General features: G+C 67.8%; 14 protein-coding genes. 4 read left to right on the top strand and 10 right to left on the bottom strand.

Annotated features, from left to right (window positions below):
- Nucleotides 1-111: 111 nt before the first annotated feature.
- From ndk to D451_RS0106010, 3 genes are all read right to left on the bottom strand, one after another.
- A complete protein-coding gene (gene ndk / locus D451_RS0106020) occupies nt 112-516 on the bottom strand; it encodes a nucleoside-diphosphate kinase (protein WP_014910389.1) in 405 nt (134 codons plus the stop codon).
- 166 nt (nt 517-682) lie between these two features.
- The gene (locus tag D451_RS0106015) at nt 683-1,069 is read right to left on the bottom strand and encodes a DUF4233 domain-containing protein (RefSeq protein WP_026124859.1); all 387 of its coding nucleotides are present in this window, start codon (nt 1,067-1,069) and stop codon (nt 683-685) included.
- A 36-nt stretch (nt 1,070-1,105) separates the two neighbouring features.
- Nucleotides 1,106-2,455, bottom strand: a complete 1,350-nt coding sequence (locus tag D451_RS0106010) for a bifunctional folylpolyglutamate synthase/dihydrofolate synthase (RefSeq protein WP_026124858.1) — start codon at nt 2,453-2,455, stop codon at nt 1,106-1,108.
- A 111-nt stretch (nt 2,456-2,566) separates the two neighbouring features.
- On the opposite strand from D451_RS0106010, the gene D451_RS0106005 reads away from it, so the two are divergent.
- The 3 genes from D451_RS0106005 to D451_RS0105995 all read left to right on the top strand — a co-directional run bounded on the left by D451_RS0106005 (nt 2,567) and on the right by D451_RS0105995 (nt 5,167).
- Nucleotides 2,567-3,823, top strand: coding sequence for a folylpolyglutamate synthase/dihydrofolate synthase family protein (locus D451_RS0106005; protein WP_017533774.1), 1,257 nt, complete (start codon nt 2,567-2,569; stop codon nt 3,821-3,823).
- A 155-nt stretch (nt 3,824-3,978) separates the two neighbouring features.
- A complete protein-coding gene (locus D451_RS0106000; RefSeq protein WP_017533773.1) occupies nt 3,979-4,863 on the top strand; it encodes a hypothetical protein in 885 nt (294 codons plus the stop codon).
- A 52-nt stretch (nt 4,864-4,915) separates the two neighbouring features.
- Nucleotides 4,916-5,167 (top strand): hypothetical protein, encoded by a 252-nt coding sequence (locus tag D451_RS0105995; RefSeq protein ID WP_017533772.1) that lies wholly within the window; start codon nt 4,916-4,918, stop codon nt 5,165-5,167.
- A 125-nt stretch (nt 5,168-5,292) separates the two neighbouring features.
- Here D451_RS0105995 and D451_RS0105990 read toward each other — a convergent pair whose 3' ends face one another.
- The 3 genes from D451_RS0105990 to D451_RS0105980 form a co-directional block, all read right to left on the bottom strand.
- Entirely contained in the window at nt 5,293-6,642 is a 1,350-nt protein-coding gene (locus D451_RS0105990; protein ID WP_017533771.1) for an LVIVD repeat-containing protein, read from the bottom strand.
- 172 nt (nt 6,643-6,814) lie between these two features.
- A complete protein-coding gene (locus D451_RS0105985) occupies nt 6,815-8,221 on the bottom strand; it encodes an LVIVD repeat-containing protein (protein WP_017533770.1) in 1,407 nt (468 codons plus the stop codon).
- A 119-nt stretch (nt 8,222-8,340) separates the two neighbouring features.
- Nucleotides 8,341-9,750 (bottom strand): LVIVD repeat-containing protein, encoded by a 1,410-nt coding sequence (locus tag D451_RS0105980; RefSeq protein WP_017533769.1) that lies wholly within the window; start codon nt 9,748-9,750, stop codon nt 8,341-8,343.
- Between the two features lie 675 nt (nt 9,751-10,425).
- On the opposite strand from D451_RS0105980, the gene D451_RS0105975 reads away from it, so the two are divergent.
- On the top strand, nt 10,426-11,136 hold the full coding sequence (locus D451_RS0105975) for a DUF305 domain-containing protein (protein WP_017533768.1): 711 nt from the start codon (nt 10,426-10,428) through the stop codon (nt 11,134-11,136).
- 70 nt (nt 11,137-11,206) lie between these two features.
- Here D451_RS0105975 and clpX read toward each other — a convergent pair whose 3' ends face one another.
- The 4 genes from clpX to tig form a co-directional block, all read right to left on the bottom strand.
- The gene (gene clpX, locus D451_RS0105970; protein WP_014912902.1) at nt 11,207-12,484 is read right to left on the bottom strand and encodes an ATP-dependent Clp protease ATP-binding subunit ClpX; all 1,278 of its coding nucleotides are present in this window, start codon (nt 12,482-12,484) and stop codon (nt 11,207-11,209) included.
- Between the two features lie 293 nt (nt 12,485-12,777).
- Nucleotides 12,778-13,434 carry an ATP-dependent Clp protease proteolytic subunit gene (locus D451_RS0105965; RefSeq protein ID WP_014909756.1) on the bottom strand — a complete coding sequence of 219 codons (657 nt, stop codon included), beginning with the start codon at nt 13,432-13,434 and terminating at the stop codon, nt 12,778-12,780.
- A 44-nt stretch (nt 13,435-13,478) separates the two neighbouring features.
- On the bottom strand, nt 13,479-14,042 hold the full coding sequence (locus D451_RS0105960; protein ID WP_042284963.1) for a ClpP family protease: 564 nt from the start codon (nt 14,040-14,042) through the stop codon (nt 13,479-13,481).
- Nucleotides 14,043-14,347: 305 nt separating this feature from the next.
- Nucleotides 14,348-15,784 (bottom strand): trigger factor, encoded by a 1,437-nt coding sequence (gene tig, locus D451_RS0105955; protein WP_017533767.1) that lies wholly within the window; start codon nt 15,782-15,784, stop codon nt 14,348-14,350.
- Nucleotides 15,785-15,921: the final 137 nt, after the last annotated feature.

The raw sequence follows: 15,921 nt of genomic DNA, 5'->3' as shown, positions 1-15,921 counted from the left end.
GTCGCGGAAACGACGAACGCGCCCCCGAAGGGACGCGTCGTACGGGATCGGAGCCGATGTTCGACACGGGCGCGAGCGCCCCGATCACCGGCTCCGGCGATCTTCCACGGTCTACAGGTCCGGGAAGAACAGCTTGATCTCACGCTCGGCCGAGTAGGTGGAGTCCGAACCGTGCACGATGTTCTGCTGGACCTCCAGGGCGAAGTCGCCGCGGATGGTGCCCGGGGCCGCGGTCACCGGGTCGGTGGCGCCGGCCAGGGCGCGGAAGGCCTCGATGGAGCGGTCGCCCTCGACCACCATGGCCACCAGCGGACCACCGGTGATGAACTCCACCAGCGAGTCGAAGAACGGACGCGAGGCGTGCTCCTCGTAGTGCGTCTTCGCGGTGTCGGTGTCGAGCGTGCGCAGCTCCATCGCGACCAGCTTCAGGCCCTTGCGCTCGATGCGCGAGATGACCTCGCCGATGATGTTGCGGCGGACACCGTCCGGCTTGATGAGAACGAGAGTGCGCTCCACGTGCGTTTCAACTCCTCACTGCCCCCGCACGGCGCACGGGGGCACGAGGCCCGCGGCGTGGCCGCACGCGGTGGAATGTACGGGTGTGCGTCCGGGACCAGGGGGTGGGAGGGAGACGATCCGCCTGTCGCGGACCCGAGGCCCGCCCGCCCGGACGTGCGTCACACTATCGCGTTTGGGAACCGGGCGCGGTGACCGCGCCCTCCTCGCCCTCGGCCGCCTCGGCGTGCGCGGCGTGGACCGCCCGGATCTCGTCGACCCGACGCCCCATGATCACGCCGATGACCCACAGCGACCCGAAGATGATCGCGACCAGCAGCGCCCCGCTGATCATGAAGGACGTGAAGAGGAAGGCCGCCTGAAGCGCCCAGGCCGCGTAGTGCGCCCAGGTCCGCTTCTGGAGTCCGGCCAGGAGCAGGGCGGCCACGGCCATACCGCCCCAGACGCCGCCGGCCACGGCCGGGTCGACGCCCTCCAGCTGGATGGCGATGGGGATCGCCAGGCCGATCACGATGGCCTCGAACACGAGGACTACGGCACAGACTGTGCGCACGTCGGTCTTCCCTTCGTAGGTGGGTCTCCCCGTCCTCTACTCTCCGGAGCCGCGCATCAGGTGCACGGCGTCGCCGGAGGTCACCACGGAACCGGTGACCAGCACGCCGACCCCGCCGAACTCTCCGCCCTCCTCGGCCAGGCCCACGGCCCGGTCGATGGCGTCGTCGAGTCGGGGGGCCACATGCACGCGATCCTCACCGAAGATCCCCTCCGCGAGCGCGGCGAGGTTCTCCGGGTCGAGGGAGCGGGGAGAGGAGTTACGGGTGACGACGATCTCGTCGAGCAGCGGTTCGAGGGGGTCCAGGATCCCCTCGACGTCCTTGTCGGCCATGACGGCCACCACACCGATCAGGCGGGAGAAGGTGAAGGCCTCCTCGACCGCGGCGGCCGTGGCGATCATCCCGGCCGGGTTGTGCGCCGCGTCGGCGATGACGGTCGGGCTGGTACGTACGACCTCCATACGCCCCGGCGACTCCAGACCGGCCAACGCCTCGGCGACGATCACCGGATCGAGACCGATGGCGTCCTCGGAGGCGGAGAAGGCCTCCACCGCGGCGATGGCCACGGCGGCGTTGGAGGCCTGGTGTTCTCCGAACAGCGGGAGGAAGAGGTTCTCGTAGTTCCCGGTGAGGCCCTTGACGGCGATCTGCTGACCGCCGACGGCCACCTCACGGGAGACCACCCCGAACTCCAGCCCCTCGCGGGCCACCGTCGATCCGACCTCGGCGGCGCGCCGGACCAGGACCTCGGCGGCGGGGACGGGCTGTTGCGCCAGCACGGTGACCGAGTCCGGCTTGATGATGCCCGACTTCTCCTCCGCGATGCCGTCCAGGGTGTCGGGCAGGTACTCGGTGTGGTCGATACCGATCGGTGTGACCACCGCGACGTCCCCGTCCACCACGTTGGTGGCGTCCCACGTCCCGCCCATGCCGACCTCCACCACAGCGACGTCCACGGGGGCGTCGGCGAAGACGGCGTAGGCCATGACGGTGAGGATCTCGAAGAACGACAGCGGGGCGTCGTTCATCGAGTCGGCCATCTCGATGTAGGGACGGATGTCGTCGTAGGCCTCGACGAACCGCTCCTGGGAGATGGGCTCACCGTCGACGACGATGCGTTCGCGCACCGTCCTCAGGTGCGGGCTGGTGTAGCGGCCCACGCGCAGACCGCGACCGCGCACCAGGGCGTCGATCATCCGCGCCGTGGACGTCTTGCCGTTGGTCCCGGTGATGTGGACGACCCGGAAGTTGCGCTGAGGGTCGCCCAACAGGTCCAGAAGCGTACGGACACGGTCCAGGCGGGGATCGATGTCGGTCTCGGGCGCGCGGGAGAGGATCTGCGCGGTGACCTCGGCGTAGCGCTCATGGGCGCCCGCGCCGCTCACGGCGTCTCGATGGTCGGGGTGTACACCCGCGCCAGTGTACGCGGCCTCGCCCGGCGTCCGGATCCGGACCGGCCGTGCGAGGTCGGATGTCGTGGAGACCATACTTGGGATATGCCGAACCCTGACTCCTTCTTCTTCTCCGAATGGGCCCAGCGCCGCCCCGGACGCACCCGGAGCCTGGACCGGGCCGCCGCCCTCCTCAGGGATCTGGACCTGGATACCGAACGGACACCGGTGCTGGGGGTCGTGGGTTCCAAGGGCAAGGGGAGCACGGCCACCGTGGCCGCGGCGTCGTTGGCCGCCGCGGGCCTGCGGACCGTTCTGGTGACCGGGCCGAGCTTCCGCGGCTACCGGGAGCGGGTCAGGGTGGACGGTGTCTCCGTGACCGACGCCGAACTGGAGGCCCTCGGGGCGGAGATGGACGTGGCCCGCCGCCGTCTGCCCACGGTGGAGGAGAGCGGCGGCCACCTCGCCCCGAGCGGTCTGTTCCTGATGGCCGGTCTGCTCAAGGCCCGCGAGGTCGGCGCCGACGTGTGCGTCCTGGAGGCGGGCATCGGCGGCCACCGTGACGAGCTGCGTCTGATCGGCCCCGAGGTGGTGGCTCTCGGGAAGGTCTTCGCCGAGCACGTGGGGCTCCTCGGCTACACCGTCCCCGAGATCGCGCGGGAGAAGACCCGGGTGGCCGGCGAACGCACCCGCGCCCTGGTGAGTCTTCCCCAGAGCGCCGAGGTGACCCCGGTCGTCGAGCGGGCCCTGGCCGAGGCGACCGAAGGACGGGTCCTCCCCCACGTCGTGGATCCCGAGGCTCCCGGTACCGAACCCCCGCTCGAACTGCGCCCGCCGGGCCTGTCCGCCGCCTCGGGCGTCCTCGGCGTGGCCGCCGCCGAGCACATGCTGGAGGTCCTGGACCGCGGTCCCCTGCCCACCGAGCGGCTGCACCGTGTCCTGGAGACCCTCCACCTGCCCACCCGACTCTCCGAACACCCGGTGCCCGGAAGCGCGACCGCACGCGTGCTGGTGGACTCGGCTATCGAGCGGGTCGGGGCCGGGATCGCCCTCGACCGCGCCCGCTCCCTGTGGGGCGGGGTCGACCACGTGCTGCTGTGCCTGCCCGACCACAAGGACGTGCCCGGCGCGGTGGACCTGTTGAGGGATCTTCCGGTGACCGCGGTCCGCCTCCCCGAGGCCCACCTGCGCTTCGAATACGAGCTGCCCGAACACTGGGGTCGTATCGACGCCGAGGACCTCTCCCCCGAGCTCATCGCCTCGCTCGGCGATCGGATCCTGGCCATGGGCACCGTCTACTTCACCGGCCGTATGGCCGAGGCGCTGGACGTGCCCACCGACCGCCTCTTCACCCCGCTCTGACCTCGAGCGACGTTCCGGCCGGGTCACATACCCCCCGGATCTCGAAAAGCACCACCACCCGGACGAAGAGCCCGGCATGCTCGTTTCCACCCGTTCCCGTCGGTCGGCACCCCTTAGAGGGCGTTCTCGACCGTCATCGGACCCCAGGAAGCCGTATGCCCACACGAGAGCACGAGATCCCCCTCCGGTTGGTGCAGAACCGACCCGACATGGCCCCGGCCCTGCTGGAATCCCTCGGCATCGAGGTTCCACGCCACACCGAGGCGCTCAACACCAGTTCGGTCCTGACCAACTGCGACCCCAAGGAGTTCAACAGCGACGGAGCCGTGGTGCTCCGCGAGGGCACCGAGAACGTCATGGCCGTGGTGATCGAACGCCAACACGGCCACGACCAGGGGAAACGACGCAGCTGGCCCGCCTACCTGGTCACCCTCCACGTCCGACTGAGGTGCCCGACGGTGCTTCTGGTCCTGTGTCCGACCGACGCCGTCGCGGCGTGGTGCGCCCGACCGATCCGGACCGGCCACCCGGGCTTCGACCTGGCGCCCCTGACCATCGGCCCGGGCAGGACCCCCAAGGTCACAGGGGTCGAGAGGGCACGAGCCCTCCCGGAACTGGCCGTATTGTCCGCCCGTGCTCACGGCGACGACGATCCGGAGGCGCTGAAGGCGATGGTGGAGGCGCTGAATTCCACGGCCGAAGAGAATCGGACGTTCTATTATGACTACGTTCTGGCAGGTCTCAACGAGGCCGCCCGGAAGGAACTGGAGGGCTTGATGAGCGTGGGCACCTACGAGTGGCAGAGCGACTTCGCCCGCAAATACGTCGGCATCGGCCGGGAAGAGGGCCGCGAGGAGGGGCGCGAAGAGGGGCGAGCCTACGAAGCGGCCCGGAGCGTCATCACCATCCTCGAATCCCGAGGACTCACCCTCACCCCCCACACCCGCCAACGCATCGAAACCTGCACCGACCTCCACACCCTCGAACAATGGATCCCCAAGGCCATCGAGGCCGACACACCCGAAGACCTCTTCACCTGACCACCCACGACCGGCCGTTCCACAGGTATCCCGGAAGGAACTGGAGGGCTTGATGAGCGTGGGCACCTACGAGTGGCAGAGCGACTTCGCCCGCAAATACGTCGGCATCGGACGCGAAGAGGGCCGCGAAGAGGGGCGGGCCTACGAGGCCGCCCGGAGCGTCATCACCATCCTCGAATCCCGAGGACTCACCCTCACCCCCCACACCCAACGACGCATCGAAACCTGCACCGACCTCCACACCCTCGAACAATGGATCCCCAAGGCCATCGAGGCCGACACACCCGAAGACCTCTTCACCTGACCACCCACGACCGGCCCATCTCTCATGGTCCGACGTGAGGGCGACGGCCCGGACGGTTCCAGGCCGTCCGGGCCGTCGTCGTTCGTCACCGCGGATCGGGAGGTTCCGAGGGGCGGTGGGTCCGGTCAGCGACCGGGTCGGTAGACCGGTTGGGTCTGCGGGTTGAACTCGTCGTAGGTGACGCGCTCGGCCGGACGCAGACGCGGTTCGGTGAGCTTCAGGACGTCGAGGCCCCGGTCGATGTCGGAGGAGTAGACGTGGCCGTTGTAGTAGTACGCCGACCAGGTGTCGTTGTCCTGGACCTCGCCGTCGACACGGGAATCGGCGTCGAAGTAGCCGATCTCGCGGGGGTTCGTCGGGTCGTTGAAGTCGATGACCGACACGCCACCCTGGTACCAGGACTGCACGAAGAAGTTCTGGCCCGGGACCGGGATCAGGGAACCGTTGTGCGCCACGCACACCTGGTCGCCCTGGTGGCGGTCGATCTTGAAGTAGCTCTGGAAGGTCAGGGAACCGTCGCGCTCCAGCTTGTAGATGGCGTTGGCGCCGCGCTCCGGACCGATCTCCTCGGTGCAGGTCGGGGCCCCGCCACCGCCGAGCTCATCGGTGAAGATCACCGCGCTCGCGTCATTGGTGAAGGTGGCCGAGTGCCAGAACGCGAAGTTGGTGTCCTGGACGACCTCGGTGACGACGGGGGCCGCCGGGTCGGAGATGTCCATCAGGATGCCGTCGCCCATGCAGGCGCCCGCGGCGAGGTCCTTGGCCGGGTAGACGGTGATGTCGTGGCAGCCGGTGGTGGTGCGGTGCCCGCCGTCCGGGAAGAGCACCGGGGCGTCGACGACCTCGGCGGACGCGGGGTCCTCGAGGGGGACCTCGATGATGGAGATCTTGTCGTGCGGCGGCTGACAGTTCGGGAAGGACGCCGACGGCGAGTACGAGGAGACGTACACGTACTCGCGCTCGTCGTCACCGGGGACCAGGGTCAGGGTGTGGGAGCCGCAGTCGGTGGCCACGGCCGACACGTACTCCGGGGCGCTCTTGTCGGAGATGTCGAAGATCCGGACGCCTTCGAAACCGTTCGGGTCGGTGGTGGGCACGGCCGGAGCGCCACAGTCCTCTCCGGCGCGCGGGTAGTCGACCGCGAAGTAGAGCAGGTCGCCGCTGACCGACACGTCTCCCTGTCCGCCGGGGCAGACCACTTCGGAGACGATCCGCGGGTCCTCGGGTTCGGAGATGTCGTAGATGACGAAACCGTCGTAGTTGCCGCCGATGGCGTAGTCGCCGGTGAAGGCCAGGTCCGAGTTGGTGTTGCTCACCGCCTCGGGCTTGGGGACGTTGGCGACGAGTTCGACGTTGTCGCTGGAGACCTCGTCGACGGGAGGGGTGTCGGCGTAGGCCGACGTGGGGCTCGTCAGGCCCACCAGCAGGGCCAGGGCCGCGAACGGCACGGCCGCGCGGCGCGCGAGGGTGCGCATGGATCTCTCTTCCTGTGCGGGGATGCTCCGCGGCCCGGTCCGGGACGGGGATGGCGGCGGAGACGAGAGGTGGGTGGAGGGTGTGGAGGCGCGTCGGGGTGCCGCGCACGATGGGCGCGACACCCCTGGGCGTCACCGTTCGTGGTGGTCGCCTACCGGTTCGGTACGGCGATCACCGGCCGGGCCGGTAGACCGGTTGGGTCTGCGGGTTGAACTCGTCGTAGGTGACGCGCTCGGCCGGACGCAGACGCGGGTCGGTCAGCTTCAGGACGTCCAGTCCTCGACGCATGTCGGAGGAGTAGACGTGGCCGTTGTAGTAGTACGCCGACCAGGTGCTGCCGTTCTGGATGTCCGGGTCGATCCGGTCATCGGGGTCGAAGTAGCCGATCTCGCGGGGGTTCGTCGGGTCGTTGAAGTCGATGACCGACACCCCGCCCTGGTACCAGGACTGCACGAAGAAGTTCTGGCCCGGGACCGGGATCAGGGAACCGTTGTGCGCGACGCAGGCCTGCTGGTCGCCCTGGTGGCGGTCGATCTTGTAGTAGGAGGCGAACTCCAGGGTGGAGTCGGCGCCCTCACCGTCGAGCGTGTAGATGGCGTTGGCGCCGCGCTCCGGACCGATCTCCTCGGTGCAGGTCGGGGCCCCACCGCCGCCGAGCTCATCGGTGAAGATCACCGCGCTCGCGTCGTTGGTGAAGGTGGCCGAGTGCCAGAACGCGAAGTTGGTGTCCTGGACGACCTCGGTCACGATCGGCTCGACGGGGTCGGAGATGTCCATCAGGATGCCGTCGCCCATGCAGGCGCCCGCGGCCAGGTCCTTGGACGGGTAGACGGTGATGTCGTGGCACCCCTCGGTGGGACGCAGCAGACCGTCCTGGTCGTGGTTGCCGCCGTCCGGGAAGAGGACCGGCTCGTTGACGATGGCGGCCGACGCGGGGTCGTCCAGCGGCACGTCGATGATCGCGATCTTGTCGTGCGGCGGCTGGCAGTTCGGGAACTCCTCGGCGGGCGCGTAGGAGGAGACGTACACGTACTCGCGCTCGTCGTCGCCCGGAACGAGGGTCAGGGTGTGCGAACCGCAGTCGGTGCGGACCGCGGCCACGTACTCGGGGGAGGTCTTGTCGGAGATATCGAAGATCCGAACGCCTTCGAAGCCGTCCGGGTCGGTCACCGGGGTCTCGGGGGCGCCGCACTCCTCGCCGGCGCGCGGATAGTCGACCGCGAAGTAGAGCAGGTCACCACTGACCGACACGTCGCCCTGACCACCGGGGCACAGGACCTCGGAGACGATCCGCGGGTCCTCCGGCTCGGAGACGTCGTAGATGACGAAACCGTCGTAGTTGCCACCGATCACGTAGTCGCCGGTGAAGGCCAGGTCCGAGTTGGTGCTGTTGACCGCCTCGGGCTTGGGGACGTTCGCGATGTGCTCGACGTTATCGCTGGTCACGCTGTCGGAGGGAGGGGTGTCTGCGTAGGCCGACGCCGGCCCGAGGAGGCCGGTGAACAGGGCCGCCGCCGCGGTGAGCGCGAACGCGGCCGAGCGTCGGAGGCCTCTCCCTGCCGGGGGAGCTGCGGACATTCTGTTCTCCTGTAGGTCGCATAGAGAGCGGGACGGTATGCGCGGGGGCCGCGGTCGAGGCCGCGGCCCCGCTCCTCCCGTCCTCGGAGGGGACGACGGGAGGAGGTCGTGGGGGCGGCTCAGCGACCCGGTCGGTAGGACGGCTGGGACTGCGGGTTGAACTCGTCGTAGGTGACGCGCTCGGCCGAGCGCAGGCGCGGGTCGGTGAGCTTCAGGACGTCGAGGCCTCGGGTGATGTCGGAGGAGTAGACGTGGCCGTTGTAGTAGTACGCCGACCAGGAGCCGCCGAGGACGAGCCGGTCGTCGTCGATCGGTTCACGGTCGAAGTAGCCGATCTCGCGGGGGTTCTTCGGGTCGTTGAAGTCGATGACCGATACGCCGCCCTGGTACCAGGACTGCACGAAGAAGTCCTGCCCCGGCACGGGGATCAGGGAACCGTTGTGCGCGACGCAGTTCTCGGTAGCGGTCTGCGTGCGCGGGATCTTGTAGTAGCTCTCGAAGACCAGTTCGGGGTCGTCGTCGGTGCCGTCGATCGTGTAGATGGCGTTGGCGCCGCGCTCGGGGCCGTAGTCCTCCGTGCAGATGGCTCCGCCGCCACCGCCGAGTTCGTCGGTGAAGATCACCGTGCTCGCGTCGTTGGTGAAGGTGGCCGAGTGCCAGAACGCGAAGTTGGTGTCCTGGACGACGTCGGTGACGACGGGGGCGGCCGGGTCGGAGATGTCCATCAGGATTCCGTCGCCCATGCAGGCCCCGGCGGCCAGGTCGATCTCGGGGTAGGCGGTGATGTCGTGGCAGCCGGTAGTGCTGCGGTTGCCGCCGTCCGGGAAGAGCACCGGCTCGTCGACGATGGCGGCCGAGGCCGGGTCGTCGATCGGGATCTCGATGATGGAGATCTTGTCGTGCGGCGGCTGACAGTTCGGGAAGGACGCCGACGGCGAGTACGAGGAGACGTACACGTAGTCGTTCTCCCCGTCCTTGCCCGGCACCAGGGTGTTGGTGTGGGAACCGCAGTCGGTGGCCACGGCGGCGACGTACTCCGGGGCGCTCTTGTCGGAGATGTCGAAGATCCGGATGCCCTCGAAGCCGTTCGGGTCGGTGGTGGGCACGGCCGGAGCGCCGCACTCCTCACCGGCGCGCGGGTAGTCGACGGAGAAGTACAGCAGGTCGCCGCTGACCGACACGTCTCCCTGTCCGCCGGGGCACAGGACCTCGGAGACGATCCGCGGGTCCTCGGGCTCGGAGATGTCGTAGACGACGAAGCCGTTGTAGTTGCCGCCGATGGCGTAGTCGCCGGTGAAGGCCAGGTCCGTGTTGTAGTCGTCCATGACGTCCGGCTTCGGGACGTTGGTCACATGGGTGACGTTGGCGCTGGTCTCGGCGTCGCTTTCGAAGGGCGTCTCGTCCGCGACCGCGGTCGTGGGGGCGAGGAGGGCCGCGATCAGGGCGGTCGCGCCCGCGAGGATCGTCGTGGATCGGGCTCCGCGGAACGGCGTGCGCCGGGAACGGGGGCGGACGGGGGATGACGCCATACGTACTCCTGATTCCGAATGGAGCGAAACAGGGAGAACGTACACAGTTCAACATCTACATGTACAGAGGGCAATAAAAGAAATATGGTTGTTAACACGCTCCGGAGTCGTCCGAGAACAGTCGAACATGGCGCCTGAAAAGGCGCTCACCTGCGCTTCGACCACTCACCTCTTTCCCAGGCGCGTCCTCGCCCGGCGCCCCGAAGGCACGGGTGGGCGGGAACCCCTCCCCTCTTCCGGCGGGCGTCCGACCTCCCCGAAGACGGCTCCTCGCACCGCCCCTCTCGAGGTTCCGGAACCCCCGGGCGACCGTTGAGACCTCGAGCCGGCCATGCCGAGAACCTCACGGCGGGCTCGTCCCGGAGTCCTCTCCGACTCCACGACTCCCCCTTCCGGTCCCCCGGAAGGCTCATTTCAGACATTGCGCTAATGAGAGGGCCCACGCCCCCCGAAAAGGGCCCTCTCGAATCGCCACGTCGCCCCCGTGTTCGGGCCCTACCTCCCCCGAATCACCCGCCGCCCACGCGAGAGAACGGACATCCCGGGACGATGATCCGCACTCCGTACTGGACAGGACCCCCACCGAGTGAGTAGAAAACCCGCAGGATGTCGCTTTCCCCTTTCGACACCCGGCGGTCCGTCCGGCCCGCCCACCCCACCCCTGGAGGAGACCTCGTGCGCCGCCTGGCACTCGCCGCCGGAACCGCCCTCGTACTGCTCGGAGTCTCCGCCTGTGGCGACTCCGACGACGGACGGGAGTCCGCCAACGTCATCGCCCCGGGCGCCCCGGGCGAGTCCTCCAGCCCGGCCACCGCCGATCAGATCGCCGCACTGGCCGAGGAGCAGGGCCACAACGAGGCCGACGTCACCTACCTGGTGATGATGATCGAACACCACTCCCAGGCGCTGGAGATGACCGACCTGGTCGAGGAACGCTACGAACGCGACGGCATCGAACGCATAGCCGACCGCATCGCCGCCGCCCAGGGCCCGGAGATCACCGCCATGGAGAGCTGGCTGGAGGAGAACGTCTTCGGCCCCGCCCGGGAGAACCCGGCCCACCAGAACTTCTGCGGCCTGGAGGGGGACGGGAGCCACCACTCGGGTGACGACGACATCCCCGAGTGCGATCTGGAGGTCGACCACGACGAGATGCAGGGCATGGTCTCCGACGAGGACATGGAGCGCCTGGCCGACGCCGAGGGAGACGACTTCGACCAGCTCTTCGTGGAGCTCATGACCGCCCACCACGAGGGCGCCGTCTCCATGGCCGTGGACGTGCTGTCCGAGGGCAAGGACCAGACCGTCATGCGGATGGCCAACGACCTCATCGCCGAGCAGAACACCGAGATCGCCCGGATGGAGGCGGTCCTGGAGGACTCCTGACCCCCTGAGCGGACGCGAGAGGGGCGCCTCGCCGGTCGGCGGGGCGCCCCTCGGGTCTCTTACCGGCGGGTCAGGCGGACTTCTCCTGGCGGCCGTCCTCGTCCAGCTGGGCGCGCGGCACGATCGTCGGGTTGACGTGCTGCTCGACCGACTCCCGGGTGATGATCACCTGGGCGACGTCCTCCCGGCTGGGCACCTCGTACATCACCGAGAGCAGGACCTCCTCGATGATGGCGCGCAGGCCGCGCGCTCCGGTCCCGCGGATGATGCCCTGCTCGGCGATGGCCTCCAACGCGTCCTGGGTGAACTCCAGCTCCACGTTGTCCAGCTCGAACAGGCGCTGGTACTGCTTGACCAGGGCGTTGCGCGGCTCGGTGAGGATCTGGATCAGCGCGGCCTTGTCCAGGTTGTGCACGCTGGTGATCACCGGCAGTCGACCGATGAACTCCGGGATCATCCCGAACTTGAGCAGGTCCTCGGGCATGACCTCGCCGAACAGCGCGGTCCCGGACGTCTCGCTCTTGGGACGCAGGACGGCGTTGAAGCCCATGCCCTGCTGCCCCGTGCGGGACTCGATGATCTGCTCCAGCCCCGCGAAGGCACCACCACAGATGAACAGCACGTTGGTGGTGTCGATCTGGATGAACTCCTGATGCGGGTGCTTACGGCCGCCCTGCGGCGGCACGCTCGCCGTGGTGCCCTCCAGGATCTTCAGCAGGGCCTGCTGTACGCCCTCGCCGGACACGTCCCGGGTGATCGACGGGTTCTCGCTCTTGCGGGCGACCTTGTCGACCTCATCGATGTAGATGATCCCGGTCTCGGCCTTCTTGACGTCGTAGTCGGCGGCCTGGATCAGCTTCAGAAGGATGTTCTCGACGTCCTCGCCCACGTACCCCGCCTCGGTCAGCGCCGTGGCGTCGGCGATCGCGAAGGGGACGTTCAGGATCCTGGCGAGGGTCTGCGCGAGCAGGGTCTTGCCCGACCCGGTCGGCCCCAGCAGGAGGATGTTGGACTTGGCGATCTCGACGTCCTCGTCACCGGGACGATCGCTCTCCGAACGGACCCTCTTGTAGTGGTTGTACACCGCCACCGAAAGGGCCTTCTTCGCCTGTTCCTGACCGATCACGTACGAGTCGAGGAAGTCGAAGATCTCGCGAGGCTTGGGAAGCGAATCCCACGTGAGTTCCGTGGCGTCGGCGAGTTCCTCTTCGATGATCTCGTTGCACAGATCGATGCACTCATCGCAGATGTACACGCCGGGGCCGGCGATGAGCTTCTTCACCTGCTTTTGGCTCTTGTTGCAGAATGAGCACTTCAGCAGGTCCCCGCCGTCGCCGATGCGTGCCACCCAGCCACTCCTCAAAACTAAGGCCGCCCCGTTCACGACACTCCTGTGGTGCCGAACGGACGGAAGCTCGACTTCCGTGCACCCGCTCACGACCGACCGGTCACGAACGGGGCGATCTGTGTGTCGCTCTCCGCCAGACTAAGCGAAAAACCGGACCGGCTTCACCACCGGGTCGTACCAGGCGGGTCACGAACCGGTCCGGCGCGTACTTCCGAGGCCGGAATTCCCCTTCCGTGAACCGTTGCACACGTATGTGAACTTTCCCGGGAAGAGGACTTCCGGCCGGGGCCCTACTACTTCAACGAGGCCTTGCGGTAAGGCAGCACGAAGTCGATCAGGCCGTACTCGACGGCCTCCTCCGCGGTCAGGATCTTGTCCCGCTCGATGTCCTTGGACACCTGCTCGGGGCTGCGACCCGTGTGCCGGGAGAGGGTGGTCTCCAGCTGCTGACGGATCCGGGTGATCTCGTTGGCCTGGATCTCGATGTCGCTCGCCTGACCGTGCATGCCCTCGGTGGCCGGCTGGTGGATCATCATGCGGGCGTTGGGAAGCGCGCCGCGCTTGCCCTTGGTGCCGCCCGCCAGCAGGATCGCCGCGGCCGACGCGGCCTGTCCGATGCACACCGTCTGGATGTCCGGGCGCACGAACTGCATCGTGTCGTAGATCGCCATGAGGGAGGTGAAGGACCCGCCCGGCGAGTTGATGTACATCTGGATGTCCCGCTCGGAGTCGAGCTGCTCAAGGGTGATGAGCTGGGCCATCAGGTCGTTGGCCGAAGTGTCGTCGATCTGGACGCCGACGAAGATGATCCGCTCTTCGAAGAGCTTGTTGTACGGATTCATCTCCTTGACGCCGTACGACGTACGCTCCACGTAGGACGGCAGGACGTAGCGGCTCTGGGGAGCCATCGAGGCCGCGCCGCCGATGAGACTGGGGTTGAACTCGGTCATTTCACGCCTTCCACGCACTGCGCCGATCCATGGACTGGGCCAGGTCAGCTCTGGTTACGGTCACTGGTCACGTCGAGGGTGCCCTCGAGCACCTCGTCGATGAAGCCGTACTCCAGCGACTCCTGGGCCGTGAACCAACGGTCACGGTCGGCGTCCTTCTCGATCTGCTCGACCGTCTGCCCGGTGTGCTCGGAGATCTTCTCGATGAACATCTTCTTCACGTAGAGCAGCTGGTCGGCCAGGATCCGGATGTCGGAGGCGGTGCCTCCGATGCCACCGGAGGGCTGGTGCATCATGACGCGGGTGTGCGGCAGCGCGTAACGCTTACCGGGCGCACCGGCGCACAGGAGCATCTGCCCCATGGACGCGGCCATACCGATACCCACGGTGCGCACATCGTTGGGGATGTACTGCATGACGTCATAGATCGCCATGCCCGCGGTAACGGAACCACCCGGCGAGTTGATGTACATGGTGATGTCCCGCTGCCGGTCCTCGGCGGACAGCAGCAGAAGTTCACCGACAAGGCGGTTGGCGATGTCGTCGTCGACCTGCTGGCCGAGGAACACGATTCGCTGGCGCAACAGGCGCTGAGGCGTCTGCTCAATAAAAGGGGAAAGCTGCGGGTCCGACGTACGAGCGTCGAATCGCGGGGACTCATCAAAGGTCGGCGGCACTCTCGTCACCTGCTCCGGAATCGAAACGGTTGCGATACAGCGACACTAACGCCGACGAGCGCCGGGCTCGTCCGGATAACGTCCCTGTTCGCTTTGAGCGCAGGGTGGGACCCCCTGCGAGACACACATATTCCTCTGCGGGCGAACAAAGGAGAACACCACGGGCCCCATCGATCGCGGTGGATCGATGGGGCCCGTGAGAGGGCTCGACGGCGACCCGACGCCGCCGAACGCGACTACTTGGAGTCGTCGGCCTTGGCGGCGTCCTCGTCCTTGTCGTCCTTCGCCTCGTCCTCGGAGACCTCGGCGGCGGCAGCGGCGGCGGCCTTGGCGGCCTCCTCCACGGCGTCCTCGTCAGAGGCCTCGACGACCTCCTGCTCGATGACGTTGCCGTCCTCGTCGGTCACCTTGGCGCCGGCCAGGACCACGTCCATGGCCTTGCCGCGGACGACCTCGGTGAAGGCCACACGGATCTGGTTCGACTCGACCAGGTGCTGGGCGAGCTGGTCCGGGCTGACACCCATGCGCTGGGCCTGCTCGAACACGTACTGGCTGAGCTCGCCCTGGTCGGCGCTCAGGTCCTCCTGGAGGGCCAGCTGGTCGAGGATGAACCCGGCCTTGACCGCCGAGTTGGCGCCGGTCTTCAGCTCCTCCTCGAACTCCTCCTCGGTCTTCTCCTGCGACTCGAGGTAGGCCTCCTTGGTCAGACCGCTCTGCGCGAGCTGCTGCTCCAGGCTCTGGCGACGACGGTCGATCTCCTCGTCGACGACCGCGTCGGGCAGCGGGATGTCCACCGACTCGATCAGCTTCTCCAGCGCCTTGTCACGGGCGGCGGAGAGCTGCTGCATGCGACGCACGTCGGCCATGCGCTTGCGCACGTCCTCACGCAGCTCGTCGATGGTGTCGAACTCCGAGGCCAGCTGGGCGAACTCGTCGTCCAGCTCGGGCAGCTCCTTCACCTTGACCGACTGCACGGTCACGGTGACGTCCGCCTCCTTGCCACCGTGCTCGCCACCGACCAGGGTGGTCTTGAAGGTGGCCTCGCCACCGGCCTCCATGCCGCGCAGGGTCTCGTCGAGGCCCTCCAGCATGGTGTTGGTGCCCACCTCGTAGGAGTAGCCGCTCACGGCCACGTCCTCGAGCTTCTCACCGTCGATCGAGGCCGACAGGTCGATGGACAGGTGGTCGCCGTCCTCGACGGGACGGTCGGCGCCCACGAGGGTCGAGAAACGCTCGCGCAGGGTGCCGATCTGCTCGTCGACCTGCTCCTCGGTGACGGTGGCGTTGTCGACCGTCACCTCGATGCCCTTGTAGTCCTTCACCTCGAACTTGGGTCGGATGTCGACCTCGGCGGTGAAGGCGAGCTCCTCGTTGTCCTCCAGCTTGGTGACCTCCACGTCGGGCTGGCCGAGCGCGAAGATCTCCTCCTTCTGGATGGCTTCGTTGTAGAGCTCCGGAACGGCGTGGTTGACCGCTTCACTGATCACCGCGCCGCGGCCGACATAGCGGTCGATCAGCCGCGCCGGCGCCTTGCCCGGGCGGAAGCCCTTGATCCGAACCTGCTTGGCGAGCGACTTGTAGGTCACGTCGAAAGCGTGCTCGAGCTCCTCGAAGGGCACCTCGATGGTCAGCTTGACCCGGGTCGGGCTGAGCTCCTCGACATCGGTCTTCACGGGGCGGTACTCCTAGGTTTGCCGGCTGGTGTCCGCGTCGGCCCGCAGGCGCACCACACAAACGGCGAATGCACGCGCGCACCCCGGTCGGTGATGACACGTTCTACTGGGGTGCCCTGCGACGGGCTGGGACTTAC

Source organism: Nocardiopsis alba DSM 43377 (assembly GCF_000341225.1).
Taxonomy (GTDB): Bacteria; Actinomycetota; Actinomycetes; order Streptosporangiales; family Streptosporangiaceae; genus Nocardiopsis; species Nocardiopsis alba.
Note: the sequence above shows the minus strand (reverse complement) of the source record. Positions and strands in the feature narration are given on the sequence as shown.